Below are 25,143 nucleotides of genomic sequence, written 5' to 3' on the forward strand. Positions count from 1 at the left end.
TCACTGTGCCAGGATTCCCCTCCGAACACCGAACAAGGACGAGCAAGAGGAGTCACCCGTGGCCCACGCCCGGTTCGCCACCCTGCACACCACCGCGGGCCCGATCCGGCTGGAACTGTTCCCGTTCCACGCCCCGAAGACGGTCCGCAACTTCGTCGAACTCGCCGAGGGCGCCCGGGAGTACACCGACCCGCGGACCGGGGAGCCGGGCAGCGGCCCGTACTACGACGGGACGACGTTCCACCGGGTGGTCAAGGGCTTCATGATCCAGGGCGGCGACCCGACCGGCACCGGCACCGGCGGGCCGGGCTACGCCTTCGCGGACGAGTTCCACCCGGAGCTGTTCTTCACCAAGCCGTACCTGCTGGCCATGGCCAACTCCGGCCCGGGGACGAACGGTTCGCAGTTCTTCATCACGGTGGGCACCCCCGCCCACCTCAACCGCAAGCACACCATCTTCGGGCAGGTCGCCGACGCCGCCTCCAAGGCCGTGGTGGACGCGATCGCCGCCGCCCCCACCGACGGCGAGCGCCCGGTGGAGGACGTGGTGATCACGAAGGTCGAGATCACCCGCGCATGACGCCCGGGCCGCGGGCCTTCCCGCCCCGCCCGGTGCGCGGGGTGCGCGCCCGCTACGTCTTCCAGGGCGGCTGCCCGAGCGCCCTCGCGGACGCCGCGGTGGACTTCGAGCCGTGGGAGGAGGGCGTGCAGTTGGAGGTCGCCCGCGGCGCCACCGTGGTCGGCGGGCCGGTGGACGCGGCGGATCTGGCCCGCTGTCACGCGGCCCTGGCGGAGGGGGTGCGCGCCGAGTCGGCCGAGCGACTGCCCGGCGCGGCGGCGGCCCTGGCGCCGGTGGCGCACCGCACGGTGGTGCACGCCGTGGACACCAGCGAGTACGCGTACCGCAGGGCCGGGCGGGTGGCGGTGCGCGAGGTGCTGGCCCTCCTGGCCGTCTAGTGCTGTGACCGGGAAGGTTCACCGCCCGTGGTACGAGCTCCATCGAGGCTCTCGGCTCAGACCGGCAGAAGGTGCGCTGCTTCCGGTGGATGAACCGGCGCTGTTGGGGAGTTGGGTGTAGTCAGGCGGTCCGGAAACCGTCCTGCCACCACCCGACCACAACTGAAAGGCTTCGCCCCATGTCCCTGCTGCGCCTCGGTGTCTCCCTCCAGCCGCGCTGGCCAATCGAGGACGGAACCTCCGTGCTCCGCGCTGCCGTGCATGCCGAGCAACTCGGCTTCGATCACGTGGCTGTTGGCAACCGCCTCTTGGACAGCGGATATGGCCTGGACACCGATCCTCTCGTCCTGCTGTCCGCAATCGCGGGTGCAACGACACGCCTGCGGCTGCTGACCTCCGTGCTCGTCGCGCCGTACTATCCGGCGCTCGTGCTCGCGAACCAGGCAGCCACGCTGGACGTCGTTTCCGGCGGCCGTCTGATCCTGGGAATCGGCACTGGTTGGAACCCTGACGAGTTCGAAGCCGTCGGCGTACCCTCCCGAGAACGAGGCGCCCGCACGGATGACCATCTCGCCGCGGCCAAGGCCCTGTGGACGACACGGCCCGCTGACTTCGACGGGCCGTTCACGAAACTGCGCGCCGCCCGCCTCGGAGTGCCGCCGGTCACCCGTGGCGGCCCGCCGGTGTGGGTCGGCGGCCACAGCGACGCCGCCTTGCGCCGCGCGCTGCGCTTCGGCGACGGCTGGTACGGCACAGGCGCCGATGCCACGGAAGTCACTGACGTGAAGTGCCGCTTGCGCAAACTTGCCAGCACCGAAGAGGATGCCGAACGTTTGACGCTCGCTTCGGCCGCTTTCCTCACGCCCCCTGGGATCCCCCTTGCCGTCCCGTCTCCTGGACAGCCACTCGGCGGCGTTTCGCCTACCGCAGCGAGTGTCGCTGAAGCCCTTGGAGAACTCACTGAAGCGGGGCTCACCGTCTGCACCCTGTGGGTGCCCGTTGCAGCTGAACATATGGAGAAGGCGATGGAGTGGATTGCGTCCGAGGTCGTGCCGCAGGTCGCCTGATACGCGGCTCGCCCGGTTCGATCAAGCTGCTGGGGCGAGAGCGCGTCCGCCCCAGCGGATGCCTTTCTCGCTGCGGATGCGGGCGCGCTCCTTGCGCTGGGCGGCCAGGACGTCGGGATGGCGAGCGTTGGCATTGCGCCAGCGCAGGTAGGCGTGCAGCGCACGGGTCTGGACCGTGTGATTCGGGTGGTTGGAGTTCGCGAGCGTGAACTGCCGCAGTGGTCCGAAGTGGGCCTCGATCGGGTTCGCCCAGGACGTGCTGGTCGGGGTGAAGCAGAGGTGGACGTTGTTGTTCCTGGCCCAGCGGAGGATCTTCTTGCCGTTGTGGGCGGAGAGGTTGTCCAGGATCACGTAGACCGGAGCGCCGTCCGGGCGCGCGGCTCGGATCGATCTGAGCGCGGCCAGGGTGTTCGTGGTCCCCTTGCGGCGGCGGTTGACGCCCACAGGGTGTCGTCGCCTATCGAGTAGCAGCCGTGGAAGTACGTAACGCCGTGGGTGCGCTTGTAGGTCGCCGGCAGCCGGTCGGGCTTGCTGGCCTCTGACCAGCAGGATCCGGCGGTGGGGCGGATGCCGAGCGGGCCGAACTCGTCGAACGCGAACGTGCGGTCGGGGAAGCGGTCCAGGACGTGCTCGATCCGGTCGAGCTTGGCGTCGTAGTCGGGGTCGGTGGACTCCTTCCAGGTCTTGGTGCGCTGGAAGGTGACGCCGCGTCGGGCGAGCAGGCAGCGCAGGGCCTCGCGGCCGATGCGGATCACCCGGCCGTGGACCTTGCGCAGGTAGGCGAGGAGTTTGCGAATGGACCAGCGGGTGAAGGGCTGCCCGAGCTTGGCCGGGCGGGTGGTGGCCGTCTGGACGACGAAGTCCTCGTCGTCAGTACCGAGCAGGCGGGGACGGCCTCCCGCCCACCGAGGGTCCAGGCAGGCCAGGCCGATCTCGTTGAAGCGATGAATAAGGTCGCGCACCGTGTCCTCGTCCGCCTGCACCAGCTGGGCGATCACCGGGACCCGGTTCCCGCCGGCCGAGGCCAGCAGCATCATCGCCCGCCGGTAGCGCACCGTGCTCGTACTGCCTCGACGCACGATCCTCTGTAACTGCTGGCCCTCCTGGTCGGTCAACCTCCGGACCCTGACTGGCTCCGCCATCGCGCCTCCCCACACCGGATCGGATGTCGACCCATATCCAACCGGTTCAGGTACAGACACCGCCAACCCGGCGAACGTTGCCGGTCAGAGCACTAGGTCCCGTCAGGTCGGCTGGACGTCGGGGAGCGCCGAGCCGCCGCCCGGCGAAGCACGGGCGGCGGCAACGGAATTGACGGAGAGTCAGCTGCAGCTGGTGAAGGTCGAGTTGGTGTTGGCGACGTAGAGGGTGGGGCCGGCGTTCGGGTCCGAGGTGACCGGGACGGTGATGGTGTCGTCGGCCGTCCAGGGGAAGCCGTGGGTGTCGAAGGTCCAGCTGCCGGTGACCTTGCGGGCGACCTCGGCCAGCGTCACCCAGCCGTACTGCTGGGGCGGGACGGAGACCACGACGGCGTTGTTGACGCTCCTGGACCCGTGCCACTCGTTGGTGAAGGACAGCGCCGAGGTGATGGTCGCGGTCAGGGCGGTCGGGGCGCCGCCGGAGATGGTGGAGGTCAGGCTGGTGCCGATGCTGTTCGACCAGCCGCTCTCGTCGGTGACCGAGAAGGACTGCTGGACGGTGTCGGAGGTGTTGTTGAACCAGACCGAGGAGACGCAGGAGCGCGCCAGCGGCGCGGCGGGGGCCTCGCTCCGCACGGCCCAGGAGCAGCTGGAGGTGTCCTTCTCGCACTGCTTGGCGGCGTGGTCGACGGCCAGGTTGCGGGCGGCCGACGGGAAGCCGGTGGACCACTGCTGGTTGGCGGTGCCGTTGCAGCCGTACTGGTCGGTCCAGGCGTCGTCGTAGTTGCCGCCGAGCAGCAGGTCCAGGCAGGTGTTGTCGCCCTGGTGGCGGATCATGAACGCGTCGTCGGCGTTCGGCACCGGCTGGAAGAACCAGCGCTGGCTGGCCTGCCCGGCGCAGGTCTGCTGGCGCAGCGCGGGGGTGAAGAAGGCCAGGTCGACGCACTTGCCGGTGTCGTTGTTGACGATGGTGAAGGAGTAGTCGGAGGGGTCGACGCTCAGGTGCCAGGACTGGTGGTAGCCGGGCGCGGAGTTGGTGACGATGTAGGCGCCGTCGCCGGTGTTGCCGTTCTGGACGTCGAGTTGGCGGCCGTTGCTGAGCGACTTGATGGTCAGGCACTGCTGCGGTGAGGGACAGGCGGCGGCGGTACCCGCTGTCGAGGGCGCGGCGAGGGCGGGCGCGGCGGCCAGGCCCAGCGCGACGCAGCAGGCCGTCAGGACGGCTGCCAGCAGCCGCAGCCAGGGTGCCGTGCGCGACGCCGGGGTGGGAGTGGAGGGCATGGAGAAGGGGTCCTTTCACGGGGGCGTAGGGAGTTTCGTAGGGAGGCAGAGGGGAGGCGCGGTCAGGCGGCGGCGAAGGCCGCCTCCAGGCGCGGGACGTAGTCCACGAGGTCCTGCGCCCAGCAGCCCGCGGTGTGGCCGCCGTGGCAGTCGGCGCCCCAGCCGGTGCCGTCGCCGTAGTCGACGTAGCGGTACGGCAGGCCGGCCGCGTCCAGGGCGTCCTTGAAGCGCTTGGCGGTGCCCTCGGCCCAGAACTCCATGTCCCCGGTGCTGCCGTTGCCGTTGCCGGTGTAGACGGCGATGCCGGTGTGGGCCAGCAGGGCCGCGCGGGCGCCGGGGTCGGCGGCGTTCCAGCGCCAGTCGGCGTTGAGCACCGGGTAGGGGCTGCCGAAGACCGCGTCGCTGGAGACGGCGGGGCCGTAGTTCCAGCCGCACGGGTGTCCGTCGCTGGGCCCGCACAGCACGGTGCCGGCGTTGGTGAGCATGGCGACGACGGCGCCGCGGATGATCATCTCGTTGGCCGACAGGTCGTCCGCGCCGGACATGGTGAGCACCTGGCCGAACAGTTCGGGGCGGTCCTGGGCGTAGTGCAGGGCGCCGAAGCCGCCCATGGACAGGCCGCCGACGGCCCGGTGGGCGCGGTCGGTGAGGGTGCGCAGGTTGGCGTCGACGAACGGGACGACCTGGTTCAGGTGGAAGGTCTCCCAGTTCTGCGCCCCGGCGGCGGTGCCCTGGTCGAGCCAGTCGGTGTACCAGCCGCGCAGTCCGCCGTCCGGGATGACGGTGATCATCGACTGGGCGGCGGTCAGGGCGGGGTAGGCCAGCGCCGGGTCGTCCGGGCCGTCGGCGGCGCCGTGCAGGAAGTAGAACACCGGGTAGCGCCGGTCCGGCCGCGCGGCGTAGTCGGCGGGCAGCAGGATGCGGATGGTGTGCGGCCCGGCGACCCGGGGCGTGGTGACGGTGATGACGAAGTTGGTGGCGCTGCCGGTGGCGGCGCCGACCTGGGTGAGCCCGGAGCCGTCGGTCAGCGGCGGCGGCCCGGGTGCGGCGGCGGAGGCGGGCACGGGGACCGGAGCCGCCGCCGCGGGCGTGCCCGTCGCGGGTGCGGCGAGCGGGAGCAGCAGGGCGGCCAGGGCGGCGAGGGCCGCTCGGGCGCGCCGGAGCGGGGCAGGGGTCATGGGCGTCCTCGTCGTCGGCGGGCCTGTGCGAGACTCAGGGTCTGTCTGAGCATCGACAACTCTCGCGAGGCGACCCGGCCACCGCCAGAGCGCCAGGCGGCCCACCTGGGCCACTGGCGCAGGTGCGCCACCGCCGGCGATGGCGTCACCGCCTGCGCCACCGTCGCCGCCACGGGCAGACACCCCGGCCCCGCCCGGCGCCGGGGACCGGACGACACGACACGACACCAGGGGGCGCCCGTGCACGACGTGCTGGATCCCGACAGCGAACGCGGCCGCGTCTACCGCAGCCTGGTCGCCCGGCCCCGCGCCCACCCGCACCAACTCGCCGCCGAGACGGGCCTGGACACGGACACCGTGCTGGCCGTCCTGCGCGACCTCGCCGACGACGGCGCCGCCGTCGCCTTCGACACCACCCGCAGCGCCGACGACCGCGACCACGCCTGGGAGGCCATGCCCCCCGACCGGGTCGTCGAGGCCGTCCTCCAGCGAGACGCCCTGCGCCAGGCCACCGCCCGCCGGGCCGGCGCCGAACTGGAACGCCTCTACCGCTACGCCCGCCGCGACGCCGGCGCCTACGGCCCGCTGGAGGTCGTGGAGGAGCCCGCCGAGGTGCTCGCGGCCAGCAACCGCCTCCAGCTGGCGGCCCGTCACCAGGTCCGGGTGATCGACGTGCCGCCGTACTCCGGCAGCCGCGCCCACTACCTCGACCAGGAGGAGTTGCAGCGCCGCCGGATGGCCGCGGGCGTGGCGTACCGGGTCATCTACCACGGCGGCGCCTCCGAGGACCCGGTCGCCGGACCGAACATGGCGCGGATGGTCGAAGCCGGGGAACAGGCCCGCACCCTGGCCGAGCCACCGCTCAAACTCGCCATCGGGGACGAGGACCTGGCCATCGTCACCCTGCCCGCCGACGACCGCGAGGGCGTCGTCTCCCTGCTGATCCGCCCCTCCGGCCTGCTCACCGCCCTGGCCGCGGTCTTCGAGACGCTGTGGCGCCTGGCCGTACCGGCCACCGTGACCGACGTCGACCTGCGCATCGACGACCGCGACCGCCGCATCCTGACCCTGATGGCCTCCGGCGCCACCGACGACGCCATCGCCCGCCGCCTGGGCCTGGGCCGGCGCACCGTGGTGCGCCGGGTCTCCACCCTGCTCGCCCACCTCGGCGCCACCACCCGCTTCCAGGCCGGCGTCCAGGCCGCCCGCCGCGGCTGGCTCTGAACCGGCCCCCACCCGGACGACCCTGGCGACCCTGGCGGCGCTGACGGCCCGGACGGTACGGACGACACGGACAGCAGGGAAGACGGCGGGGCCGCGGGGCACGATCACCCCGCGGCCCCGCCGCCGTCCGACGCGAGACGCTCAGCAGCCGCCCGCCGGGCGCTCCCGGGTCACCAGGTCGGCCCGCCCGGCCGTGGCGTCCAGCCACACCACCCGGGTGCCCCGGTCGGCGGCCACCGCGTACTGGCCGCCCCGGTCGCAGGAGATCCGCCGCGGCTCGCCGCCCGCCAGCGGCACCTGCCACAGCTTGGGCATCGCGGCGTTGGTCCAGCCGCCGGCCGGCTTCGCCGAGGTCAGCTGGTAGCTGACGGCCTGGTCGGAGGCGGTCAGCGTGGCGAACCGGGGGGCCTGTGGGGAGCTCGCGGGCAGCACGTCGACGATCCCCGAGCCGTCCACCGCGCCCGAGCGGATGGTGCTGCGCCCGGCCGGGTCGGCGGGGGTGTCCAGCCACACCAGGCGCCCGCCCGCCAGCAGGGTGGAGGAGGTGCGGCTCGGCCCGGAGCCCGCCGGGGCGTGCGCGGTGTACTGGGCGGTGACCTTCCCGGCGGCGACGGAGTAGACGGTCGGCGCGTTCACCTGCTGACCGCCGTCCTGCCAGGTCTCGGTCCAGCCGAGCAGGCCGTCGCGCAGGGTCAGGCCGGACAGGCCGTGCCCCGCGGGCAGCGGGAGTTCGACCGCCGGCGCCCCGTCGTGGATCAGGTACGGGTGGGTGCGGCCGGCGGTGTCGGTGAGCGCGTAGGCGATGTCCGGGCCGGAGACCTGGAGCCCGTCGAGGTTGTCGGTGGTGCGCAGCAGGCTGCGCACCGGGCCGGCGCCGCTGAGCGGGGCGGTCAGGACCTCCTTGCCCGGGCCGCCGGAGCCGCCCTGGGCCTCCCAGACGGCGGTGGTGCCGTCGGTGGCCGCCCAGCTGTGGAAGCGCCCGTCCTGGGGGCTGAGCCGTACGGGCTTGCCGCGGCCGTCGACGGTGCCGGTGTACAACCCGTTGCCGTCGGGCCCGTTGGTCAGGATCACCCAGTGCCCGTTGGCGGCGACCGGGCTGGACATGCTGTTGGGGATGTCCGTCAGCAGGGTGCGGGCGTCCGTGCCGAGCCGCTGCTGCCAGCCGGCCCGGATCCCGTGGGCGTCGAACGCGGCGGCGACGGCGCGCAGTTGGCGGGCGTCCAGGCCCTGGGCGCGGCCGGCGGCCAGCACCGCGTTGCGCCCGGCGAGGAAGTCGTCGGTGGGGGTGAGGTAGTCGGCGAGGGCGTGGTAGACGACCCGGTCGGCGGTGAGCGGGTCGAGGGCGCGCCGCACGTCCCACAGGGCGCCGCCGAAGATGGTGGAGTTCAGGTGAACCCCGCCCGCGTCGACGTCCAGGGTGCCCAGGAAGTCCTTCACGGTGGTGCGGTGGTCGTCCAGGCGGCGGTCCGCGCACTCCTGCGGGGTGCCGGTGCGGCACAGGGACTCGCCCAGCAGCGGGGCGGTGGGGTCGTCCATGGACACGCCGCGTGCGGTGACCTCGATGGCGTTGCCGAAGTAGTCGGCGAGGGCCTCGTTCATGGCGCCGGACTGGCCGAAGTAGACCAGGTTCGCGGTGTGGTCGATGACGGCGTGGGTCATCTCGTGCCCGGAGACGTCCAGGGCGGCGGAGAAGGGGTAGCGGCCGGGGAGGGCGCCGTAGACCATCTTCCGGCCGTCCCAGAACGCGTTGGCGAACGGGCCGCCGTGGTCGCTGACGTTGACCACGGAGACGATCGGGCCGCCCTGGCCGTCCAGGCCGTCGCGGCCGAGCCGGTCGCGGTAGAAGTCGTACACGATCCCGGCGTTGACGTGGGCGTCGGTGGCGCCGTCGTCCCCGGTGGCGGCGGGGAAGTCGGGGGTGGGGGAGGAGGCGGGGACGGCGTCGCCCGGGACGGTGCCGTCGAAGTCGCCCGCGTCGCGGCCGGCCGCGTCGTAGGTGGTGATGGCGGCGGGGCGGGTGAGGTCGGTGAGCTGGTAGGTGCCGTCGGGGCGCTTGGCGACGTGCAGCGCGGTGGCGCGGCCGTGGGCGTCGGGGGCGGTGCCGGCGGCGGGCTGGAGGCCGTCGGCGGGGGCCTGCGCGGCCTTCCGGTCGAAGGTCGGGCCGTTCGCCGGGCTGTTCGCCGGGCCGTTCGCCGGGCTGTTCGCTTGGCCGCTCGCTCGGCCGTTCACCGGGCTGTTCCCTTGGCCGTTCGCCGGGCGGGGTGCGCGGGCGTCGTGGGTGAGGGCGACGGTGCCGGCGGTGGCGTCCACGTACACCTCGCGGGCGGCGCCGCCGTCCGCGGGGCGCACGGTGTAGTGCTCGGTCAGACGGCCGGGGCCGCCGGGCAGCACGACCGCGCCGAGGTCCTCGGCGGTGGCGCCGGTGCGCTGCCGGGGGTCGGCCAGCGAGTCGATCGCGGTGCGGCGCAGCGCCTCGGCCGGGACGGCGGGGGTGGTGGGGGCGGTCAGGCCGGTGAAGTAGCGCCCGCCCGCCGACTCGACCTTCTGGCCGGCGCCCTGCCCGGTCAGGTGCACCAGGTACTGGCCGCCGAGGACGGGGATCCCGCCGTGGCGCTGCTCGAACCTGACGGTTCGCCGGCCGTCCGGGCCGGGGGTGGAGGCGAGTTCGGTCAGCTCGCCGGTGTCGATGCGGTACCGCTCGGGGTGGGCCGCGAGGTGGGCCCGGGCGGCCTGGACCGGGTCGCCGGGGGCGGGCTCGTCCAGGCCGGTCACCAGCTGTGGCGTGGCGGTGTCCTGACCCGCCACCAGGGCGGGCACCGGGTCGGCGTCCGCGCTCAGCGTCGGGGCCGGGGCGGCCAGGGCGGTCGGCGCGGTCAGGGCCAGCGCCACCGTGGTGGCGGCGACGGCCAACGCGCGGGCGGTGCGCGGATGTTGGGGCACGGCGGTCCTCTCGCGTGCGGGTACGGGGGTGCGACGGCGCAGGGCGTCGCGTCGCAGCCCCCACAATAGGCAGTCAGGCGACATATGTCGATGGACTGTCTATCTCGGCCCGTTCCGTGCGGACTCCCGAACCACTCAACGTCCCTACACGAGCGGCCCGTTCAGGACGCCTCCGCCCGGCGCCAGCGCTCCCGCAGGTCCTCGGCCGTCCAGCGGCCCAGGAACACCGCGCCGTACGCGGCGAACGGGACGGGCAGGGCGAACAGCGGCACCGACAGCCAGCTCGGCCGGCCGGTGCTCATCCGCCCCCGGGCGTCCAGCCACACCGTGATCCGGTGGCCCTCCGGGTACGGGCCCTCCGGCCGCTCCGCGCTGAACTCCCGCCCGTCCACGCTCCAGTGGAAGGTGCAGGCGTACGTCTTCGCGCCCAGGCCGTTGCCCTCCCCGCCCGGCTCCTGGCCGCTCACCCGGCAGCCCGTGACCAGGGCCGTCGTGCTGCGCGGATGGCTCAGCCGCTCCCGCACGGTGCCGACGACCTGCGCCGCCAGGAACACCGCGACCAGCGTCAGCAGCAGGAACCCCGCCGCCCGGATGCCCGTCCCGCGCAGCCGCTCCGGGCCGCACCGGCGCACCGGGAGCCAGGCCGCCACCCCCGCCCCCGCCGCGCCGGCGCACAGCCACCACAGCCAGCCGGGCACCGGATCGTCCTGCGACCACGCCCACAGCGCGACCGGGCCCGCGAGCGCCAGCGTCACCACCGCCGCCGCGGTCACCGCGAGGTACCGCCGCTCGAAGTGCCGCTCCTCGAATCCCGTCCCGGTCAACCCCGCCCCCCGACGTCACGGGCCGCCACCGGCCCCCACCCGATCATCGGGCCGCCCGGCCCCGGTGGCCAGGCCCGCCGCCGGGCGAACCGGCCGCCGGCCTGCGCGCCACCCCCTTGCCGGGCCCGGACACTCCCTGGGACATCGGGAAGCGGGCGATGTCCGGCTCCACCCGGTCGCGCGGCGGCCCCGCGGGCTGAACCCGCGGGGCCGGTGCTCTCAACTCCCGTGCCGGGCCGGGGATTCTTCCTCGGCCCTGGCCACCCACTCCGGCAGCGGTTCGCGCCCGGCGAGCCAGTGGGCGGTGTCGCCGCCCAGGCCGGTGCGGGCGGCGACCACGCCGCCGGTGATGGCGCAGGTGGTGTCGACGTCGCCCAGGCCCTCGGCGGTGGTCCACAGGGCGTCGGTCAGGCTGTCCAGGTGGTGGGCGGCCGACCACAGGGCGAACGGCACGGTGTCGCCGGCCCGTACGCGCTGCCCGTTGCCGAGCAGGTCCGCCGCCCGCCAGGGCTCGGTGCCGGGGGAGAGTGCGACGGCCCGGGCCAGCCCGTCGCGCACCGGCCCGGGCGGGGTGCGCCCGGCCACCTCGGCCAGCAGGGCGGCGCCGGCCGGGGCCTGAGCCTCCGTCGCCGCCCCGGCGCCCTCGCGGCCACGGGCGGCGAGCGCGGCCGCCACGGCCACGGCCACCGCCCCGGCGATCCCCTCGGGGTGGGCGTGGGTCACCTCGGCCGACAGCGCGGCCTGTTCCGCCGCCTCGTCCAGGTCCTCGGCGAACCAGGCCCCCAGCGGCGCCACCCGCATCGCCGCGCCGTTTCCCAGGCTGCCCTGACCGTCGAACAGCTTGCGCGACTCGGCACGCCAACTCGACGGCCGGTCGGCCAGTCTGGGCAGCAGCAGGCTCATCCCGTTGCCGTAGCCGCGGTACGCGTCGGCCAGGTACGTCGCCCCGAAGGCCTGCGCCAGCCGCTCCTGGTGCACCGCCTCGTACGCGGTGAGGACGCCGTACACCGACAGCGCCATCGCCGTGTCGTCGGTCCAGTGCCACGGGCTCTCCGGCGGCACCTGCCGGGCCCGGATCTGGGTGAACGCCACCTTCGGTGTGCGGAACAGCGGGAACCACCGCTCCCCGAAACCGTCCCCGAGCGCCAGGCCCTCCAACGCGTCACGTGCCGCCGAATACGTCATCCCCGCATCCTCGCACCGCCCCGCCGGGCCCGGGCAGAGCCCCCGGCGGGGGATCAGTCGGCCGTGACCGGGAGCAGACCGCGCTCGCCGAAGACCTTCTTGGCGACGAAGGTGGCGTTCAGCGCCTTGGGGAAGCCGCAGTAGCCGGCCGCGTGCAGCAGGGCCTCGGTGACCTCGGTGGGCGTCAGGCCGACGTTGAGGGCCGCGTTGATGTGGACCTCCAGCTGCGGCTCGCAGCCACCGAGCGCGGTGAGCATCCCCAGGGTCACCAACTGGCGGTCGCGCGGGGCGAGTTCGGGGCGGCTGTAGATCTCGCCGAAGCCCCAGGCCACGATCTGGTGGGCCAGTTCGGGATTGATGTCGGCCAGCGCCTCCACCACCCGCTGCCCGCCCTCACCGTCGACCCGGGTGAGCACCTCCATGCCCCGGTCGAACCGCTCCTGCCGCTGCCCGGTCCCGTGCTCCGAAACACCCATGGCGTCTGTCCTCTCCTCGTGCTGTTCTCCGTGCCGCGGCCCGGACCGTCCGGCCCGTGACCACGGGAAGAACCGTAGGACTTGGAGTGCGCTCCAACTCAAGCCCGGCCCGCACGACACGTCGTCAGGGCGGCGGTGTCCACCCGGGCGGGGCCGGCGCGCCCGCCGGTTGCGGTTGGATCACGGACTGTCCGATTCATCGGGCATTGGACGGGAGTGTGGCGATTGTTTTCGTTGGCATGAATGTCATCGAACTCTCATACTTCCTGCTGAGACACGTGATGGGCGGTCTGGAAAGTCGCCGGGGGGCGGATTTCCGACAGTGGCCCGCGTGCGGGATTCCCGAATTCTTTTCCCTTGGGGGAGTGCTTTGTCCGCGCCCGAGAACGCGAGCGCCGCGTTCACCGATCCACCGCCGCCCGCTGCCGCGCCGGAGGCAGCTGCCGTGCCCGAAGCCGCGCCCGACCTGACGGCGGCTCCAGCCCAGGCTTCTCAGGCCCAGGCCCAGGCCGCGCGCCGGCTGCCGCGCGCCGTCGGCGTCGCGCTGGCCACCGCCGGGCTGCTCGCCGTCACGGCGGCCAGTGCCGCGGTGACCGTCGCGGTCGGCAAGCCGGACGGCCGTCCGGCCGCCGCGCCCGCGCCGCGCGCCACCGCCACGGCGAGCGCGAACGCGAGCGCCGGCGCGAGTACGAGCGCGAGCGCGACGCCGTCCGCCGTGCCCGTCCCGGTGCCCACCGCCGTGCCGAGCCGGCCCGCCCCGGCCAGCACCGTCAAGGGCACGGTCAGCGGCGGCAGGCACGAGGGCGACCTGCGCTACTTCCTGCTCCCGATCCCGGCCGGCGGCGAGTCCTACGGGCCCGCGGACGGAATGCCGATGACCCGCGACGACGTCTCCGAGATGTTCGGCAAGCCGGACGACATCGACACCATCCTCAACCGGCTCGGCTACCGGGACGGCGCCGCGCGCACCTACCGCACGGCCGACGGCACGGCCGAAGTCACCGTCACCCTGCTGCACTTCGGCTCCGCCGACCTGGCGAGCAGGTTCGTCCAGGGCTACACCGTCAAGTCGCAGGAGTCGATCGACATCGACGGCGACCCCAACGCCCACGGCTTCCGCCGCAAGCCCAAGAACGAGGCCTACACCGGCTCGATGACCGGCATCTCCAGCCAGGGCGACGTCCAGTACACCGTCGACGTCGAGGTCAAGGGCACGCCGGACAAGGCGCTGCTGAACGACCTGATGAAGCGCCAGCGCGAGTGGCTCGCCTCCGGCGGCTGAGCCCGCGCCCGCCCCACGACGCCGCCCTCCCCTCCTCCTCCGGAGCCACCCACATGACCACCGAACCACCCCTGCCCCCGGTGCCGCCCGCACCGCCCGTGCCCCCGGTCCCGCCCGTACCGCCGGTCCCGGCCGAGCCGTCCGTACCGCCGGTCCCACCGGTGCCGCCCGTCCCGGGCGCGCCCGACTGGTCGGCCGACGCCGCAGGGCAGGCCGACGCCGCAGGACAGACCGGGGAGCCGGACCTCCTGTCCGCCGGCCCCGACCCCGCGCCCCGCGCCCCGCGCCGGCCCCGACCGGTGCTGCTGTCCGTCTGCGCCCTGGTCGTGGGCGCGCTGGCCGGCGGCGGCGTCGGCTACGCGATCCAGGCCCAGCGCCCGCCCACGCCGCTGCCGCCGCTCCAGGTGGCCCTGCCCGCCTACCCGGCCGAGCGGGTCGACCCGGCGGCCCTGGCCGCCGAGCAGCCCGGGCCGCCGGCCGTCGAGGGCGACCTGCGCAAGCTGCTGATCAGCGCCCCCGACGGCACCTCCGCCTGGGGCGACTTCCCGGAGAAGCCGAGCTGGATGTCGATCGGCGAACTCGCCGAGCGCAACGGCGACGCGGCCCACGTCTTCAAGGACCTGGCCAGGTCCGGCTTCCGGCGCGCCGCCGAGGTGGACTGGCAGAAGGACGGCGTCCGCTACCGCGTCATGCTCACCCAGTACACGCCCGAGCACCTCGACGAGGCCGCCGCCTTCCACGGGCAGCCCTTCGCCGACGACGCCAACGGCGGCTACCGGGTGGAGAGCGAGCCCAGCCGCTGGGCCGACAGCAACGACCAGTACTACTACGGGCAGGCCGCCTCCCAGCGCGGCACGGTGCTGATGACCGTGGAGGTCTTCAGCCCCAAGCCGGTGGACTCCGCCGACCTCAAGGCCCTCGCCAAGCAGCAGTGGGAGAAGCTGGCATGACCGACGACTCCATGACCACCACCCCGGTCACCCCGGTCACCCCGGTCACCCCGGCCGCCCCGGAGACCCCGGCCGCCCCGGCGAACCCCGAACCGGCCGTTCCCACCGCCGAGTTCAGCCCCGAGGGCGCCCCCGCCGCCCCCGCCCCCGCGCCCGCCTCCCGCCGCCTGCTGCGCGCGGGCGCCGCGACCGTCGCCGCCGCCCTGGTCGGCGTGGTCATCGGCGTCGGCATCATCAAGACCCAGTACGACGACCCCGCCCCGGCCACCGCCGCCGGCCCCACCGGCGCCCCCGCCCCGACCGCCACCCCCACGCCCTACGGCGCCAAGTCCAACGGCAGCCACTTCGGCTCGCTGCGCGACCTGCTGCTGCCCGTCCCGGCCGGCTACGCACCGGGCCCCGACGACGGCGGCTACGGCAACGACACCGAACTCGGCGCCGGGCAGCTGTCCGACGAGATGGACGCCGACCTCCAGCAGATCCCCAAGGACAAGCGCGACAAGCTCCGCTCCTACTGGGAGGGCCTGCACGTCAAGGGCAGCGGCGTGCGGACCTACCGCAACGAGGACAACGACCTGGTGGTCGGGCTGCGGCTGCGCCAGTTCAACCAGCAGGAGGTGCAGCGGATCAACGAGTACACGGCGGTGTTCACCGGCGACACCGGCATCTTCCGCTCCGGCCCGCAGGTCCCGGGCCACCCGGAGGCGCACTGCTACCTGATGCCCGCGCCGCCGTCCGCGCCGATCGACTACCTGGAGTGCTCGGCCGCCGAGGGCGACCTCCTGGTGATCATGAGCGCCGAGGGCGTGGCCCCGCTGCCCAAGGACAAGATCGTCGCCCTCTTCACCATGCAGCTCGACCGCCTCGCCAGCCCCGGAGCTTCCGTATGACCGACCACGCCGCCGCGCCGCAGCCGCCCGACCGGGCCCCCGACGCCGCACCCGCCGACAACCCCTGGGCCGCCGTCACCCTCGACGACCCGCAGCCCGACCACCCGCAGCCCGACGCCGCCCCGGCCCCCACGACGGCGGAGACCCCCGAGGAGCAGGCCGCCCGGCGCACCCGCCGCCGCAAGGCCGCGGTGCGCTGGGGCTGCGCCGTCCTGGTGTTCGCCCTGGCCGGCACCGGCACCGCGCTGGCCGTCACCGCCCCGGAGCGGACCGACATCCCCGGGCTGGCCACCGCGAACGACGGCCGCTACACCTTCCCGCCGCTGGCGCTGCCGCCACTGCCCTCGGGCAAGGCCGCGCCGAACCTGAAGGACAAGGGCGACGGCAAGGGCCTCCACCAGGCCGACCTGCGCCACCTGCTGCTGCCCGCGCCCAAGGAGGCCGGCGGCTCGGTGAACCCGCCGCTCTTCCCGGCCCCGACGGCGACGGCCTCCGCCACGGCCACGGCCTCCGACGCCCCCTCGGCGAGCCCGACCGCCAGTGCCACCGCCTCGCCGTCCGGATCCGCTCCGGCATCCGCCTCGGCGGCCCCCGGCGGGACGGCCCCGGCGAACTGGGTGTCCTGCGAGGCGATCCTCGGCGACCTGCAGAACCCGGCCCGGCTGCACGCCCTGCTGCTGCAGAACGTGTGCCGGGCGGCCACCGTCCGGGAGTGGACCGCCTCCGACGGCACCACCACCCGGATCCGGCTGCTGCGCTTCGGCTCCTCGGCCGAGGCCTGGGGCACCTTCTCCCGGATGCGTTCGGAGATCCAGCTCAAGGCCGCGCCCGACGCGAAGACCGCGCCCTCCTCGGCCGACAGCGAGCTGCCCGACGGTGTCGAGGTGACCCGCAAGGAGTCCCGGGAGACCGCCGGCAAGGACGTGCCGACGACCAGGCTGGCGTACGTGTCGGCCTCCGACGTGGTGGCCGTCGTCACCATGACCAACCCCCGCGGGGTGCCCGTCGCGGCCTTCCGCCAGGTGGTCGACCTCCAGTCCGACCTGCTGGCCTGACCGGCCGTCACCGCAAGGGCCGCCTGTGACAGGGCTCCTCACCCCTCCACCTTGGGTTCTATTGGTCGTCGCAACACCCCAGCTGAGGGGATGCGATGGACTTCGAGATCCGTAGGGATCGGAAGCCGCAGGGGCGTAGGAAGCTCCGTGGTGAGCGGGGGAAGACTTCCGGCTCGTGCGACAGGGCTACAGCAACAAGGAGGCGTCCAGGCTGGTCGGCGTCCACGAGCGGACCGGACGCGAGTGGCGCAACGGCCGGACGGACCCGAACAGGTTCCGGGCGCCCGCTCGACCCGAGCGGGCGCCCGCCGCCGTGTCCGGTCCCTCCCGGTATCTGCGTGAGGACGAGCGGCGCCCCCGCCCCAAATCGGGGAAGATCGCTCTCAACCCCGAGCTGCGGCGCGAGCCGGCCGGCGCCCTGCGCTCCGGCCGGGCCCGCCGCAAGCCACAGCGCCAGGCCAACTGCCGCCAGCCCCGTTTCACCGCCCGATGGTCATGATCAGCGAATGCCCGGCCGAGGCCGAGGACCGGGCGGTGCCCGGGCACTGGGAAGGGGATCTGATCATCGGCAAGGACGGAGCCTCCGCGATCGGCACCCTGGTCGAGCGCCAAACCCGCTACGTGATGCTCCTGCACCTGCCGAACGGCCGCACCGCCGAGCATGTCCGCGACGCTCTCACGGAGACCGTCCAGACCTTGCCCGCACACCTGATGCGCTCACTGACCCGGGACCAGGGCAGCGAGATGGCCGCTCACAAGAGCTTCACCGTCGCCACCGGCGTTCCGGTCTACTTCTGCGACCCGGCCAGTCCCTGGCAGCGCGATCGGGGCCTACCCGGCGAAGTGTTCGTCGGGAACGTCCCAGCCCATTTCCTCGCTCTTCCACCAGGTCCATTGACGTTGCGGTGTGACGGTAAGACCGAAGTCCTCACGGTTCGGCACGGTCGCGAACTGCTCGTTCAGCTGCTCTACAACGTCCCAGAGCCTGCGCGGCCCGACCTGCCGTACGGATCCGTCCCGGCCAGCAGTAGCCGTTGACCCGTCCGGCGTCCAGATGCCGACTGCCGAGACGCAGCCGTCGGGGTCGGTCCATGAACAGGTCCGGTTTCCGGGAAGGGCGAGCCCAAGCGGGAATTCGAGACGGACGAGGGCCTCAGCGACATCGAGGTTTGTCGTCGTCGAGGACTGCTCGTCAAGCTCGTCGAACCGAGGTCGGACCCGGCCCGCGCGGCGGGCCATGAAGTAGGCGCCGCTGCCAAGGAACCGACCTGTGGCCGTGTCGCCTTCGACCGCGACCCGGGCCAGCCCCCATCCGATCGGAATGATCATTACCGCGCCATCGGCCGCCTGCTCGACCCAGGCAGGCGGAACGGACTGCATGCCGCACGTGGCGATGATCCGATCGAACGGCGCACGCTGGGATGCCCCGAGCGCCCCGTCCCCCGTCCGAACGGAGGGGCGGAAGCCGGCCTGGTTGAGCCGCCGTTCAGCGTCGGTGGTCAGCTCAGGGTCGACGTCCATGGTCGTGACCTGGCTGTCGCCAAGTACCTGCGACAGCAGCGCCGCGTTGTACCCGGTTCCAGTGCCGACCTCCAGCACGCGGTGCCCCGGTTTCGCGTCCAGGGCGTCCAGCATCGTGAGCATGAGTCCTGGCTCACTGGAGGACGACGTGGGCTCGTCCTCTTTGATCTGCGTCGTAAGGGCCCGGTTGGAGTAGACCGCCTCCAGATAGCCGGGTGAGGCCGACGTCACCTCAGCCCACTGCCCGCCGTCCTGGTGGAAGTAGGTGGGAACGAACGTGTGCCGGGGCACCTGCGCCACGGCGTCGGTCCACTGCTTCCCGTGGCCAGCCTCCGACAGGAAACGGGCGAGCGACTGCCTGAGCTGCCGGTCGTCGGCGTTCATACTGCTCCTTGCAGAAGAGAGGCGTGTGCCTCAGCGATCGGCAATTGGGTTGCTGCTGCGATGAATTGCCACTGACCGGCGGGGTTGCACTCCAGGAACACCCAGTTGCCCGCGGGCGTCACGACGAAATCGAACGCACCGTAGTTGAGCCCGTACCTGGCCATGAACCGGCGTACACCGGCGGCCGTTTCCTCCGGGATACCGGTCGGCTCGTACTCCAAGGCGTCGTAGTCGGCGCGCCAGTCCACCGTTGCGGCCGGGCTTCCGGCGTGGATGGCGACGGGGAACATCTGCTCGCCTACCACCGTGAGCCGGACCTCATTTCGTTTGGGAACCCACTCCTGCAACAGGTGTGCCGTGAGTTCCAACGACTCATCGAGGTCGGTCACCGCAATGCGGCGGGTAGGGAGCATCATGTTCCGATTCCCCAGCGTGATCGCGCCAGCCGTGACCGGTTTCACAATGAGCGGGCCGTTGATCGTGGCCGCCCACTCGCGTGCCCGCGAAAGACTGTTGGTAACCAGAGTCCGTGGAACACAGAGTCCCGCAGCTGTGGCGGCCATAAGCTGACCAGGCTTGTGTGCGGCGGCCCGGTAGACGTCGGGATGGTGCATCCATGCAACAGGCAGGGCGCTAAGGACCTGCACCATGCCAACCAATGCCTGACCTTGCGCCCATTCGCGGTAGGCGGGATCCACTGTGCGACTGATCTCCGGCAGTCCGGGCCGTCGGTAGTAGACGGCCCGGACCTCTTCCAGTCGCACAGCCCGTGTGCTGGTGGTCAGCTCCCCGTACCACCCGGACTTCTGCCCGTCATGGTGGGCAGTCAGATCAAGGCGCTGGGGGAACTCGGCAAGATCGAACCGCATCACCGGCACACGCCGCTCGCTGAGGGCGTGTACTACCAAATCGGCGGACGGGTCGAGGTTTTCAGCTACCACCAGAACAGTGCGCTGTGCGGGCATCGACTACGCCACCTGGTCGCCGGGGAAGGCGTACGGGTCGGACGTCTCGTCGGCCCCGGTGGTCGAGTCGTTGTTCGTGGCCGTGCTGGAGGCCGCGACCGGGGTGCTGGCCCACAGGGAGCCGTCGGCGTTCATCACGTTCATCTGCTGGTTGGCGTCGAAGTGGAACTCCGCCGGGTTGATCGTCACCGTGTACGGCTGCTGGGCGCCGCGGGCGCCGAACGGCACCGTCGTGGGTTCCTCAGTCATCGTGGTCACCGTGTATCCCTTCCGTTGATGGTGCAGCGGATCTCGCAACCTCCCAGGTCAACGTAACGTCCTAGGAGGGGACTTGGGGAAGCCAAGCCGGCAGGGGGCGGGGGCCGCTCGACAAGGCCCGTCACGACCTTGGAGCGAACTGGCGGGGCCGCTCTCCCCGCCAGGCCCTCGTCCGTGGCCACCCAGTGGACCACTTCGTGGATCTGGGGGCTGGGCAGGGGGCTTTGCTCTTCGGACATGGGGACTCCGATCCGTAGTGCGATGACTACTCGGGGGAGCCAACTGTCCTCTAGCCTGGTCTAGTTCTCAACCTGCTGAAAGTGAATGGAGAGGGGCTATGAACAAGTCCGAGCTTGACCCTGACGCTTCTCCAGCCGCCGAGTTCGGGGCCTTTCTTCGCAGCTCACGGGAGGCGCGGGGGTGGCGACAGGAGGATCTGGCAAGTGCCGCTGGCTGTTCCCCCACCCACATCTCGGCGCTTGAAAACGGTCGTCGCCGCCCAACTCCCAAAACTGCTCGGCAACTTGACAGAGCGTTTGGGTGGGACCGCGTCTTTCTGAATAGGGCCCTCGATGCCCGATCCACAGTGCTTCTCGAAGGCTTCGGGCAGTACGTGGAACAGGAATCGAAGGCCGTGGAGCTCCGGCTGTTTGATCTCGGGATCGTGCCGGGACTGCTCCAAACCGTGGACTATGCGCAGGCGATCGCAGCAGGGGCCGTGCGCCGAGGCGGCATCACGCAAGACCAGGCCGACGAACGAGTCGCCGTTCTCGTCCGTCGCCAGGCGAAGTTGCGCCGGGATCCTGTGCCCCTGGTCCACGCCGTCCTCGACGAAAGTTGCGTTCGAAGGCCGGTTGGCGGTCCGAGCATCATGGCTGATCAGTTGGAGGCTCTGGTCGCCTTTGCTGCACTACCTCATACGCTGCTACAAATTGCCCCGGTAGTCATAGGCGAAGATCGGGCGTTCGACTTGCCCATCAACATCCTTACGCTTCCGAATCGCGCACTCATGTCGTATGCCGAGTCAGCGCAACAGGGACACATGGAACGGGACTCTGACGCCGTGCTGCCCCTGCTCACGGCCTACTATCAGCTACAGGGCCTCGCACTTTCCCAGGCGGAGTCCGTCGCCCTGCTCAGCCAGCTAAGAGAGGAACTACCGTGACCGCCACCGAAGCCGTGTGGTTCAAGTCTTCGTATAGCAGCAACGGCGGGAACTGCGTCGAAGTTGCAGGCAACCTCGTCGCCGGAGATGTTGTCCCTGTCCGTGACTCCAAGGACCCTGAGGGCCCCGCCTTGGCCTTCCCCACAGCAGCGTGGGCGTCGTTCGTCACGGCCATCCGCAGCGGCGAGTTCGGCGAGTTCTGATGGCACCGAGGAGGCCCCCACGGGGGTGAGGGGCCCTGCCGTACGTCCGGCGGGAGGTCAGGCCGGAGCGGGCGTCGGGACGATCCACAGCTCGGCGGGCCCGTTTATGATCACCGACTCCAGTCGGGCCGGCGCCGGCCGGCACGGATCGAGCACGGTCTCGGGGTGGGCGCCGAAGAGGCCGGCCAGGGCGACTTCGGCCTCCAGCCGGGCCAGCGGCGCGCCGAGGCAGAAGTGCGGGCCGTGGCCGAAGGCCAGGTGCTCCTTGTCGGGGCGGGCCGGGTCGAAGTCGTCCGGGTGGTCGGGGTGGACCTGCGGGTCGCGGCCGGCCGCGCCGAAGCCGACCAGGATCGGCTCGCCGCGGCGGATGACCACGCCCTCGCCGAGGTCGATGTCCTCCAGCGGGTAGCGCAGCGGGATGTGCATCACCGGGCTCTCGTGGCGCAGCGTCTCCTCGATGACGTCCTCCCAGCTCAGCGCGCCCGCGCGGACCCCGGCCAGGTGCCGGGGGTGGGTGAGCAGGGCCTGGACGGCGCTGGTGATGAGGTTGACGGCGGTCTCGTACCCGGCGCCGAGCATCAGGAAGAGGGTGTCGCGGGACTCCTCCTCGGTGCGGCCGGTGTCGCCGCCGGTGCCGACGGCGGCCACGTCGCTGGCCAGGTCGGGCCCGGGCTCGCGGCGTTTGAGTGCGAGCAGTTCGGTGAGCACCACGTTGATCTCGGCGCGGGAGGCGGTCATCTGCTCGTTCGCCGCCGTGGTGGTCAGCAGGGCGTCCATCGCCCGGCCGATCCGGGGCCGCAGGTCGGCGGGGACGCCGAAGAGGTCGCAGATGACCGTCATGGTCAGCGGGAGGGACAGGGCCCGGCGCACGTCCACGGCCTCGCCGGGGGCGAGGGCGCCGAACGCGCCGACGAGGGCGGCGGTGGTCGCCTCGATCCGGGGCCGCAGCGCGGACACCCGGCGGGGGGAGAAGGAGGGCGCCATCCGGCGCCGCGCGGAGCGGTGGTGGTCGCCGTAGAGGTTGAAGAAGTTCTCCTGGAAGGCGATCGGGCCCATCGGCCAGCCCTCGGGCACCGCGGCCAGGCCGGGCCAGTGCCGGCGCGGGTCGCGGGAGATCCGGGGGTCGGACGTGAGGGCGCGGATCACCGAGCTGCGGGTGACGGACCAGGCGATGACGCCGTCGGGGAGTTCGACCCGTACGGCGGGTCCGGCGGAGCGCAGCCGCGCGTTCTGCTGGTGGAGGGCCCGGGCGGTCATGTCGAGCACAGGGCAGCGGGGGTCGTCCGGAGCCATGGCGTTGCTCCTCGGGTGTCTCGCGGGATCTCTCGGGATCTCGCGGGGTCTCTCGGGGTCTTCCGGGATCTTTCGGGGCCGTCCCGGTGGGCGGTGCCGCGGCGCGGCCTGACCGCGTCCGTGGCCTGTGCTCCCGTTGTAGAGGGGCGGGCGGTGGCCGTCAACGGTCCGTCACCGACGGTCACCGCAACGGCCCCACCGGCCCCGTCGGCTCGGCGCGTCGCAGGGCAGTGACGAAACGGTGACAGATCCCTGATCAATCCCATGCCCAATCCGGTGCTCCGCGGACTTACGATCATCGGCGCCCGGTGACCACGCCGCCGGGTCACCACGTATGGGGGATCGACGCATGAGTACACCAGCACCAGGCGGTTTCGGGGTCAACCACGCCGCGCTGGACAAGGCGCACGCCACGCTGACCAACCTGGCCCACGACTGCCCCGGTGCGGGCGCGGTCGCCGACGACGCCACCGGGACGGCCGTCACCGGCCTCAAGGGCTGGGACAGCGCCGGAGCGCTGAAGGACTCGCTGGACGAATGGCACCAGCAGGTCAAGGCGCTGACCGGGCGCCTGAACGCCAACGCCGCCGCGATGCAGGGCACCGGGGCCAACTACCTCAGTGCCAACCAGGCCGTCGCCCAGTCCCTCCAGGTGCAGTGATCATGCTCGGATACGAAGACGTCATCAACGCCAACATCGACGCGCTGACCACCGCCGCCACCCAGTGGCGCGCGATGGCCACCCGCTTCCACACCATGCAGACCACCATGGAGCAGGACGTCCTGGGCGGCAGCGGCCAGGGCAACGGCATCGGCGGCAACGGACTGTTCCCCGGCGGCAACGGCCTCACCGGCGGCGGCCCCTGGTGGACCGGCAACACGGCGAACCTGGCCAACACCGCCCTGCTGGCCACCAAGGGCCAGATCGTCGACGCCCAGACCGAGGCCAACGCGATGGCCTCGCTGCTCGACGAGGCGCACACCGACTTCGCCGCCGCGCAGAAGCAGACCCGCGACGCCGCCGACGGCGCGGTCAAGGACGGCTTCAAGGTCACCGGCACCGGCACCGCCGTGTTCGACGAGAGCACCCTCGACCCGGCGACCCGCCAGGCGCTGCACCACGACCCGGAGGGCCGGCAGTCCTACCAGGACGCGGCCGACAAGTGGACCAAGGCGATCACCGCCGGCGTCCAGGCCGCCACCCGCGCCGACCAGCGCATCGCCGCCGCGCTGCGCGGCGCCTCCAAGGCCGGCAACCCGCTGGACTTCACCTTCAACGGCCAGGCGGTGGGCGGCGGCGACGCCGGCGACGCCCAGCGCGCCGCCGACCTCGCCACCCACCTGGACAGCCTCACCCCCGAGCAGCTCGCCCAGCTGCAGGACCTGATGAAGGACAAGGCGGACCACCCCGCCTTCTCCCAGGGCCTGCTGGACCGGCTCGGCCCCGACGGCCTGTTGAAGCTCGCCCAGCAGCTGAACAGCCCCGGCGGCGACAAGAAGGCCGCCTACACCGACCTCCAGGGCGGCCTCACCCACGCGGTGGCCTCCGCCACCCAGGACACCAACACCGACTTCTACCGGCGCTGGCGCCAGAGCATGAAGGACGCCGGCTACAAGAACTACGGCTCCAACACCGATCCGGTGTACGGCTACCAGGTCCTCACTACCCTGATGACCAAGGGTGACGGCAAGTACTCCGCCGGGATGCTCGGCGACCTCGCCGACGACATCACCGCGACGGAGAAGGCCCACCCCGACGCCTGGAGCTACAAGGCCGGCCACACCGGCGACGCGCTGGGCGCCGACCCGCTGGACAACGTGCTCGCCATCATGGGCCGCGAACCCGACGCCGCCACCGCCTACCTGGACCCGAACGCGAACGGCGGCAACCAGCACCTGCACTACCTGCTCAAGGACCGCAAGTGGCCGGACGGCTGGGTCAGTTCGATGGCCGGCCCGTTCAAGATGCCCGACCCGCTGTCCCAGAGCGGCCTGGGCGCGGCCCTGGAGGCCGCCACCACCGGCCAGCCGGCCGGCGCCCCGCACACCGGCCACCACACCGAGGCCCAGGCCCGGATCATGCACGACACCGTCACCACCCTGGACGAGGGCCAGGGCGGCAACAAGGTCAACGCCAACCTGCGCCAGCCGCTGGCCAACGCCCTGGCCGACTACACCAACGACAGCCACGAGATCTTCAACGGCCGCAACTCCCAGTACATGGACCACGGCAGCGCGGTGTGGACCGACGCCAACGGCACGGTGCACATGGGCGTCGGTGAGGACAGCCTGGTGCGGGTGATGCGCGGACTTTCCGACAACCCCGACGCCTACGCCACCCTGCACCAGGCCGAGAGCGCCAGGATCGCCCAGGAACTGTCCTCGCTGGGGCCCAACCCCTCGCAGAACGACATCCAGGACGTCATGAACAAGGGCGCCGCGAGCCTCGGCGTCTACGACGCGATCCGCGCCGACGTCGCCATGGGCCAGCGCGACGACGCCAACCTCCAGGCCGACTGGAAGGCCAAGGTCGCCTACCACGTGGTCGGCGCCCCGCTGACCCCCATCCCGTGGGTCGGCGACAGCGCCCAGCGCCTGGTCGACACCTGGGCCTGGGAGTGGGACAACCAGATGAAGGACCACAACAACAGCGTCGCCAACGCCAAGATCTCCGACACCTACCTGGACGCCAACAACGAGATGACCCACCTGGTCAGCGGCTGGGCCAGGGACCGCGGCATGGACCCGGACAGCAGCATGATCCACGTCGTCGAGGACGGCTCCCACGACCGCCGCTCCACCAGCGCCACCACCGCCGGGCACTTCCTCGGCCGCGGCAACTCCTGACGCACCGTCACAACATCCTGACGCACCGTAAACATCGGCCGTGGCCGCCCGAACCGGGC

The 25,143-nt window shown here is 72.4% G+C and carries 22 protein-coding genes and 2 pseudogenes; 13 read left to right on the forward strand and 11 right to left on the reverse strand.

The window, feature by feature from the left end; genetic code table 11:
• Nucleotides 1-58: 58 nt before the first annotated feature.
• From ACFWIS_RS08960 to ACFWIS_RS08970, 3 genes are all read left to right on the forward strand, one after another.
• Nucleotides 59-580, forward strand: coding sequence for a peptidylprolyl isomerase (locus ACFWIS_RS08960; protein ID WP_380460100.1), 522 nt, complete (start codon nucleotides 59-61; stop codon nucleotides 578-580).
• The gene (locus ACFWIS_RS08965; RefSeq protein WP_380460098.1) at nucleotides 577-957 is read left to right on the forward strand and encodes a hypothetical protein; all 381 of its coding nucleotides are present in this window, start codon (nucleotides 577-579) and stop codon (nucleotides 955-957) included. Before ACFWIS_RS08960 ends, ACFWIS_RS08965 begins: the two co-directional genes overlap by 4 nt.
• A 179-nt stretch (nucleotides 958-1,136) precedes the next feature.
• Nucleotides 1,137-2,024: a TIGR03619 family F420-dependent LLM class oxidoreductase gene (locus tag ACFWIS_RS08970; RefSeq protein ID WP_380460096.1), complete on the forward strand. Its 888-nt coding sequence runs from the start codon at nucleotides 1,137-1,139 to the stop codon at nucleotides 2,022-2,024.
• Between the two features lie 21 nt (nucleotides 2,025-2,045).
• Here ACFWIS_RS08970 and ACFWIS_RS08975 read toward each other — a convergent pair.
• From ACFWIS_RS08975 to ACFWIS_RS08985, 3 genes and pseudogenes are all read right to left on the reverse strand, one after another.
• A pseudogene (locus ACFWIS_RS08975) lies at nucleotides 2,046-3,166 on the reverse strand (IS630 family transposase).
• Between the two features lie 180 nt (nucleotides 3,167-3,346).
• Nucleotides 3,347-4,444 carry an RICIN domain-containing protein gene (locus ACFWIS_RS08980; RefSeq protein WP_380460094.1) on the reverse strand — a complete coding sequence of 366 codons (1,098 nt, stop codon included), beginning with the start codon at nucleotides 4,442-4,444 and terminating at the stop codon, nucleotides 3,347-3,349.
• A gap of 62 nt (nucleotides 4,445-4,506) precedes the next feature.
• Nucleotides 4,507-5,622, reverse strand: a complete 1,116-nt coding sequence (locus tag ACFWIS_RS08985; protein ID WP_380460092.1) for an alpha/beta hydrolase — start codon at nucleotides 5,620-5,622, stop codon at nucleotides 4,507-4,509.
• Nucleotides 5,623-5,862: 240 nt separating this feature from the next.
• Here ACFWIS_RS08985 and ACFWIS_RS08990 point away from each other — a divergent pair, with 240 nt between their 5' ends.
• On the forward strand, nucleotides 5,863-6,846 hold the full coding sequence (locus ACFWIS_RS08990; protein WP_380460090.1) for a hypothetical protein: 984 nt from the start codon (nucleotides 5,863-5,865) through the stop codon (nucleotides 6,844-6,846).
• A gap of 141 nt (nucleotides 6,847-6,987) precedes the next feature.
• Here the strand turns inward: ACFWIS_RS08990 and ACFWIS_RS08995 are convergent, their stop codons facing one another.
• The 4 genes from ACFWIS_RS08995 to ACFWIS_RS09010 form a co-directional block, all read right to left on the reverse strand.
• Nucleotides 6,988-9,786: a M4 family metallopeptidase gene (locus ACFWIS_RS08995; RefSeq protein ID WP_380460088.1), complete on the reverse strand. Its 2,799-nt coding sequence runs from the start codon at nucleotides 9,784-9,786 to the stop codon at nucleotides 6,988-6,990.
• 161 nt (nucleotides 9,787-9,947) lie between these two features.
• Nucleotides 9,948-10,610: a hypothetical protein gene (locus tag ACFWIS_RS09000; RefSeq protein ID WP_380460086.1), complete on the reverse strand. Its 663-nt coding sequence runs from the start codon at nucleotides 10,608-10,610 to the stop codon at nucleotides 9,948-9,950.
• A gap of 219 nt (nucleotides 10,611-10,829) precedes the next feature.
• Nucleotides 10,830-11,795, reverse strand: coding sequence for an ADP-ribosylglycohydrolase family protein (locus ACFWIS_RS09005; protein WP_380460084.1), 966 nt, complete (start codon nucleotides 11,793-11,795; stop codon nucleotides 10,830-10,832).
• Nucleotides 11,796-11,848: 53 nt separating this feature from the next.
• Nucleotides 11,849-12,271, reverse strand: coding sequence for a carboxymuconolactone decarboxylase family protein (locus ACFWIS_RS09010; protein WP_380460082.1), 423 nt, complete (start codon nucleotides 12,269-12,271; stop codon nucleotides 11,849-11,851).
• A 445-nt stretch (nucleotides 12,272-12,716) separates the two neighbouring features.
• Between ACFWIS_RS09010 and ACFWIS_RS09015 the strand changes: the two genes are divergently transcribed.
• From ACFWIS_RS09015 to ACFWIS_RS09035, 5 genes and pseudogenes are all read left to right on the forward strand, one after another.
• A complete protein-coding gene (locus ACFWIS_RS09015; RefSeq protein ID WP_380460080.1) occupies nucleotides 12,717-13,553 on the forward strand; it encodes a hypothetical protein in 837 nt (278 codons plus the stop codon).
• A 53-nt stretch (nucleotides 13,554-13,606) separates the two neighbouring features.
• Nucleotides 13,607-14,503: a hypothetical protein gene (locus tag ACFWIS_RS09020; protein ID WP_380460078.1), complete on the forward strand. Its 897-nt coding sequence runs from the start codon at nucleotides 13,607-13,609 to the stop codon at nucleotides 14,501-14,503.
• Nucleotides 14,500-15,393 carry a hypothetical protein gene (locus ACFWIS_RS09025; RefSeq protein WP_380460076.1) on the forward strand — a complete coding sequence of 298 codons (894 nt, stop codon included), beginning with the start codon at nucleotides 14,500-14,502 and terminating at the stop codon, nucleotides 15,391-15,393. Before ACFWIS_RS09020 ends, ACFWIS_RS09025 begins: the two co-directional genes overlap by 4 nt.
• Nucleotides 15,390-16,448, forward strand: a complete 1,059-nt coding sequence (locus ACFWIS_RS09030) for a hypothetical protein (RefSeq protein ID WP_380460074.1) — start codon at nucleotides 15,390-15,392, stop codon at nucleotides 16,446-16,448. The genes ACFWIS_RS09025 and ACFWIS_RS09030 overlap by 4 nt, the downstream gene beginning before the upstream one ends.
• Before the next feature lie 391 nt (nucleotides 16,449-16,839).
• Nucleotides 16,840-17,270: pseudogene (locus ACFWIS_RS09035) on the forward strand (IS30 family transposase); the annotation flags it as partial.
• Between the two features lie 9 nt (nucleotides 17,271-17,279).
• On the opposite strand, the gene ACFWIS_RS09040 reads toward ACFWIS_RS09035, so the two are convergent.
• The 3 genes from ACFWIS_RS09040 to ACFWIS_RS09050 are packed head-to-tail and all read right to left on the reverse strand — an operon-like array spanning nucleotide 17,280 to nucleotide 19,567.
• Complete coding sequence (locus ACFWIS_RS09040) at nucleotides 17,280-18,353, reverse strand: methyltransferase domain-containing protein (RefSeq protein WP_380460072.1); 1,074 nt, start codon at nucleotides 18,351-18,353, stop codon at nucleotides 17,280-17,282.
• Nucleotides 18,350-19,318 carry an ATP-grasp ribosomal peptide maturase gene (tgmB, locus tag ACFWIS_RS09045; RefSeq protein WP_380460070.1) on the reverse strand — a complete coding sequence of 323 codons (969 nt, stop codon included), beginning with the start codon at nucleotides 19,316-19,318 and terminating at the stop codon, nucleotides 18,350-18,352. Before tgmB ends, ACFWIS_RS09040 begins: the two co-directional genes overlap by 4 nt.
• A gap of 3 nt (nucleotides 19,319-19,321) precedes the next feature.
• A complete protein-coding gene (locus ACFWIS_RS09050; RefSeq protein ID WP_380460068.1) occupies nucleotides 19,322-19,567 on the reverse strand; it encodes a hypothetical protein in 246 nt (81 codons plus the stop codon).
• A 346-nt stretch (nucleotides 19,568-19,913) separates the two neighbouring features.
• Between ACFWIS_RS09050 and ACFWIS_RS09055 the strand changes: the two genes are divergently transcribed.
• Together ACFWIS_RS09055 and ACFWIS_RS09060 are read left to right on the forward strand one after the other, a co-directional pair.
• Complete coding sequence (locus ACFWIS_RS09055) at nucleotides 19,914-20,741, forward strand: Scr1 family TA system antitoxin-like transcriptional regulator (protein WP_380460066.1); 828 nt, start codon at nucleotides 19,914-19,916, stop codon at nucleotides 20,739-20,741.
• On the forward strand, nucleotides 20,738-20,944 hold the full coding sequence (locus ACFWIS_RS09060; protein ID WP_380460064.1) for a DUF397 domain-containing protein: 207 nt from the start codon (nucleotides 20,738-20,740) through the stop codon (nucleotides 20,942-20,944). Before ACFWIS_RS09055 ends, ACFWIS_RS09060 begins: the two co-directional genes overlap by 4 nt.
• Nucleotides 20,945-21,001: 57 nt before the next feature.
• On the opposite strand, the gene ACFWIS_RS09065 is transcribed toward ACFWIS_RS09060, so the two are convergent.
• Nucleotides 21,002-22,237: a cytochrome P450 gene (locus ACFWIS_RS09065; protein WP_380460062.1), complete on the reverse strand. Its 1,236-nt coding sequence runs from the start codon at nucleotides 22,235-22,237 to the stop codon at nucleotides 21,002-21,004.
• A gap of 349 nt (nucleotides 22,238-22,586) precedes the next feature.
• Here ACFWIS_RS09065 and ACFWIS_RS09070 point away from each other — a divergent pair, with 349 nt between their 5' ends.
• Together ACFWIS_RS09070 and ACFWIS_RS09075 are read left to right on the forward strand one after the other, a co-directional pair.
• Nucleotides 22,587-22,898: a hypothetical protein gene (locus ACFWIS_RS09070; RefSeq protein ID WP_380460060.1), complete on the forward strand. Its 312-nt coding sequence runs from the start codon at nucleotides 22,587-22,589 to the stop codon at nucleotides 22,896-22,898.
• Nucleotides 22,899-22,900: 2 nt separating this feature from the next.
• Nucleotides 22,901-25,084, forward strand: a complete 2,184-nt coding sequence (locus tag ACFWIS_RS09075; protein ID WP_380460058.1) for a hypothetical protein — start codon at nucleotides 22,901-22,903, stop codon at nucleotides 25,082-25,084.
• Nucleotides 25,085-25,143 lie beyond the last annotated feature (59 nt).

Origin of the sequence: Kitasatospora sp. NPDC127060 (genome assembly GCF_042724935.1) — a bacterium.
GTDB lineage: Bacteria > Actinomycetota > Actinomycetes > Streptomycetales > Streptomycetaceae > Kitasatospora.

What these genes read in the sequence shown, in the direction of transcription:
- ACFWIS_RS09020 (WP_380460078.1), top strand. Translation starts at nt 13,607, where the DNA reads ATGACCACCGAACCACCCCTGCCCCCGGTGCCGCCCGCACCGCCCGTG.
- ACFWIS_RS08970 (WP_380460096.1), top strand. Translation starts at nt 1,137, where the DNA reads ATGTCCCTGCTGCGCCTCGGTGTCTCCCTCCAGCCGCGCTGGCCAATC.
- ACFWIS_RS09050 (WP_380460068.1), bottom strand. Translation starts at nt 19,567, where the DNA reads ATGACTGAGGAACCCACGACGGTGCCGTTCGGCGCCCGCGGCGCCCAG.
- ACFWIS_RS09040 (WP_380460072.1), bottom strand. Translation starts at nt 18,353, where the DNA reads ATGAACGCCGACGACCGGCAGCTCAGGCAGTCGCTCGCCCGTTTCCTG.
- ACFWIS_RS09030 (WP_380460074.1), top strand. Translation starts at nt 15,390, where the DNA reads ATGACCGACCACGCCGCCGCGCCGCAGCCGCCCGACCGGGCCCCCGAC.
- tgmB (WP_380460070.1), bottom strand. Translation starts at nt 19,318, where the DNA reads ATGCCCGCACAGCGCACTGTTCTGGTGGTAGCTGAAAACCTCGACCCG.
- ACFWIS_RS08985 (WP_380460092.1), bottom strand. Translation starts at nt 5,622, where the DNA reads ATGACCCCTGCCCCGCTCCGGCGCGCCCGAGCGGCCCTCGCCGCCCTG.
- ACFWIS_RS09025 (WP_380460076.1), top strand. Translation starts at nt 14,500, where the DNA reads ATGACCGACGACTCCATGACCACCACCCCGGTCACCCCGGTCACCCCG.
- ACFWIS_RS08965 (WP_380460098.1), top strand. Translation starts at nt 577, where the DNA reads ATGACGCCCGGGCCGCGGGCCTTCCCGCCCCGCCCGGTGCGCGGGGTG.
- ACFWIS_RS09005 (WP_380460084.1), bottom strand. Translation starts at nt 11,795, where the DNA reads ATGACGTATTCGGCGGCACGTGACGCGTTGGAGGGCCTGGCGCTCGGG.
- ACFWIS_RS09055 (WP_380460066.1), top strand. Translation starts at nt 19,914, where the DNA reads ATGAACAAGTCCGAGCTTGACCCTGACGCTTCTCCAGCCGCCGAGTTC.
- ACFWIS_RS09010 (WP_380460082.1), bottom strand. Translation starts at nt 12,271, where the DNA reads ATGGGTGTTTCGGAGCACGGGACCGGGCAGCGGCAGGAGCGGTTCGAC.
- ACFWIS_RS09075 (WP_380460058.1), top strand. Translation starts at nt 22,901, where the DNA reads ATGCTCGGATACGAAGACGTCATCAACGCCAACATCGACGCGCTGACC.
- ACFWIS_RS09070 (WP_380460060.1), top strand. Translation starts at nt 22,587, where the DNA reads ATGAGTACACCAGCACCAGGCGGTTTCGGGGTCAACCACGCCGCGCTG.
- ACFWIS_RS08980 (WP_380460094.1), bottom strand. Translation starts at nt 4,444, where the DNA reads ATGCCCTCCACTCCCACCCCGGCGTCGCGCACGGCACCCTGGCTGCGG.
- ACFWIS_RS09065 (WP_380460062.1), bottom strand. Translation starts at nt 22,237, where the DNA reads ATGGCTCCGGACGACCCCCGCTGCCCTGTGCTCGACATGACCGCCCGG.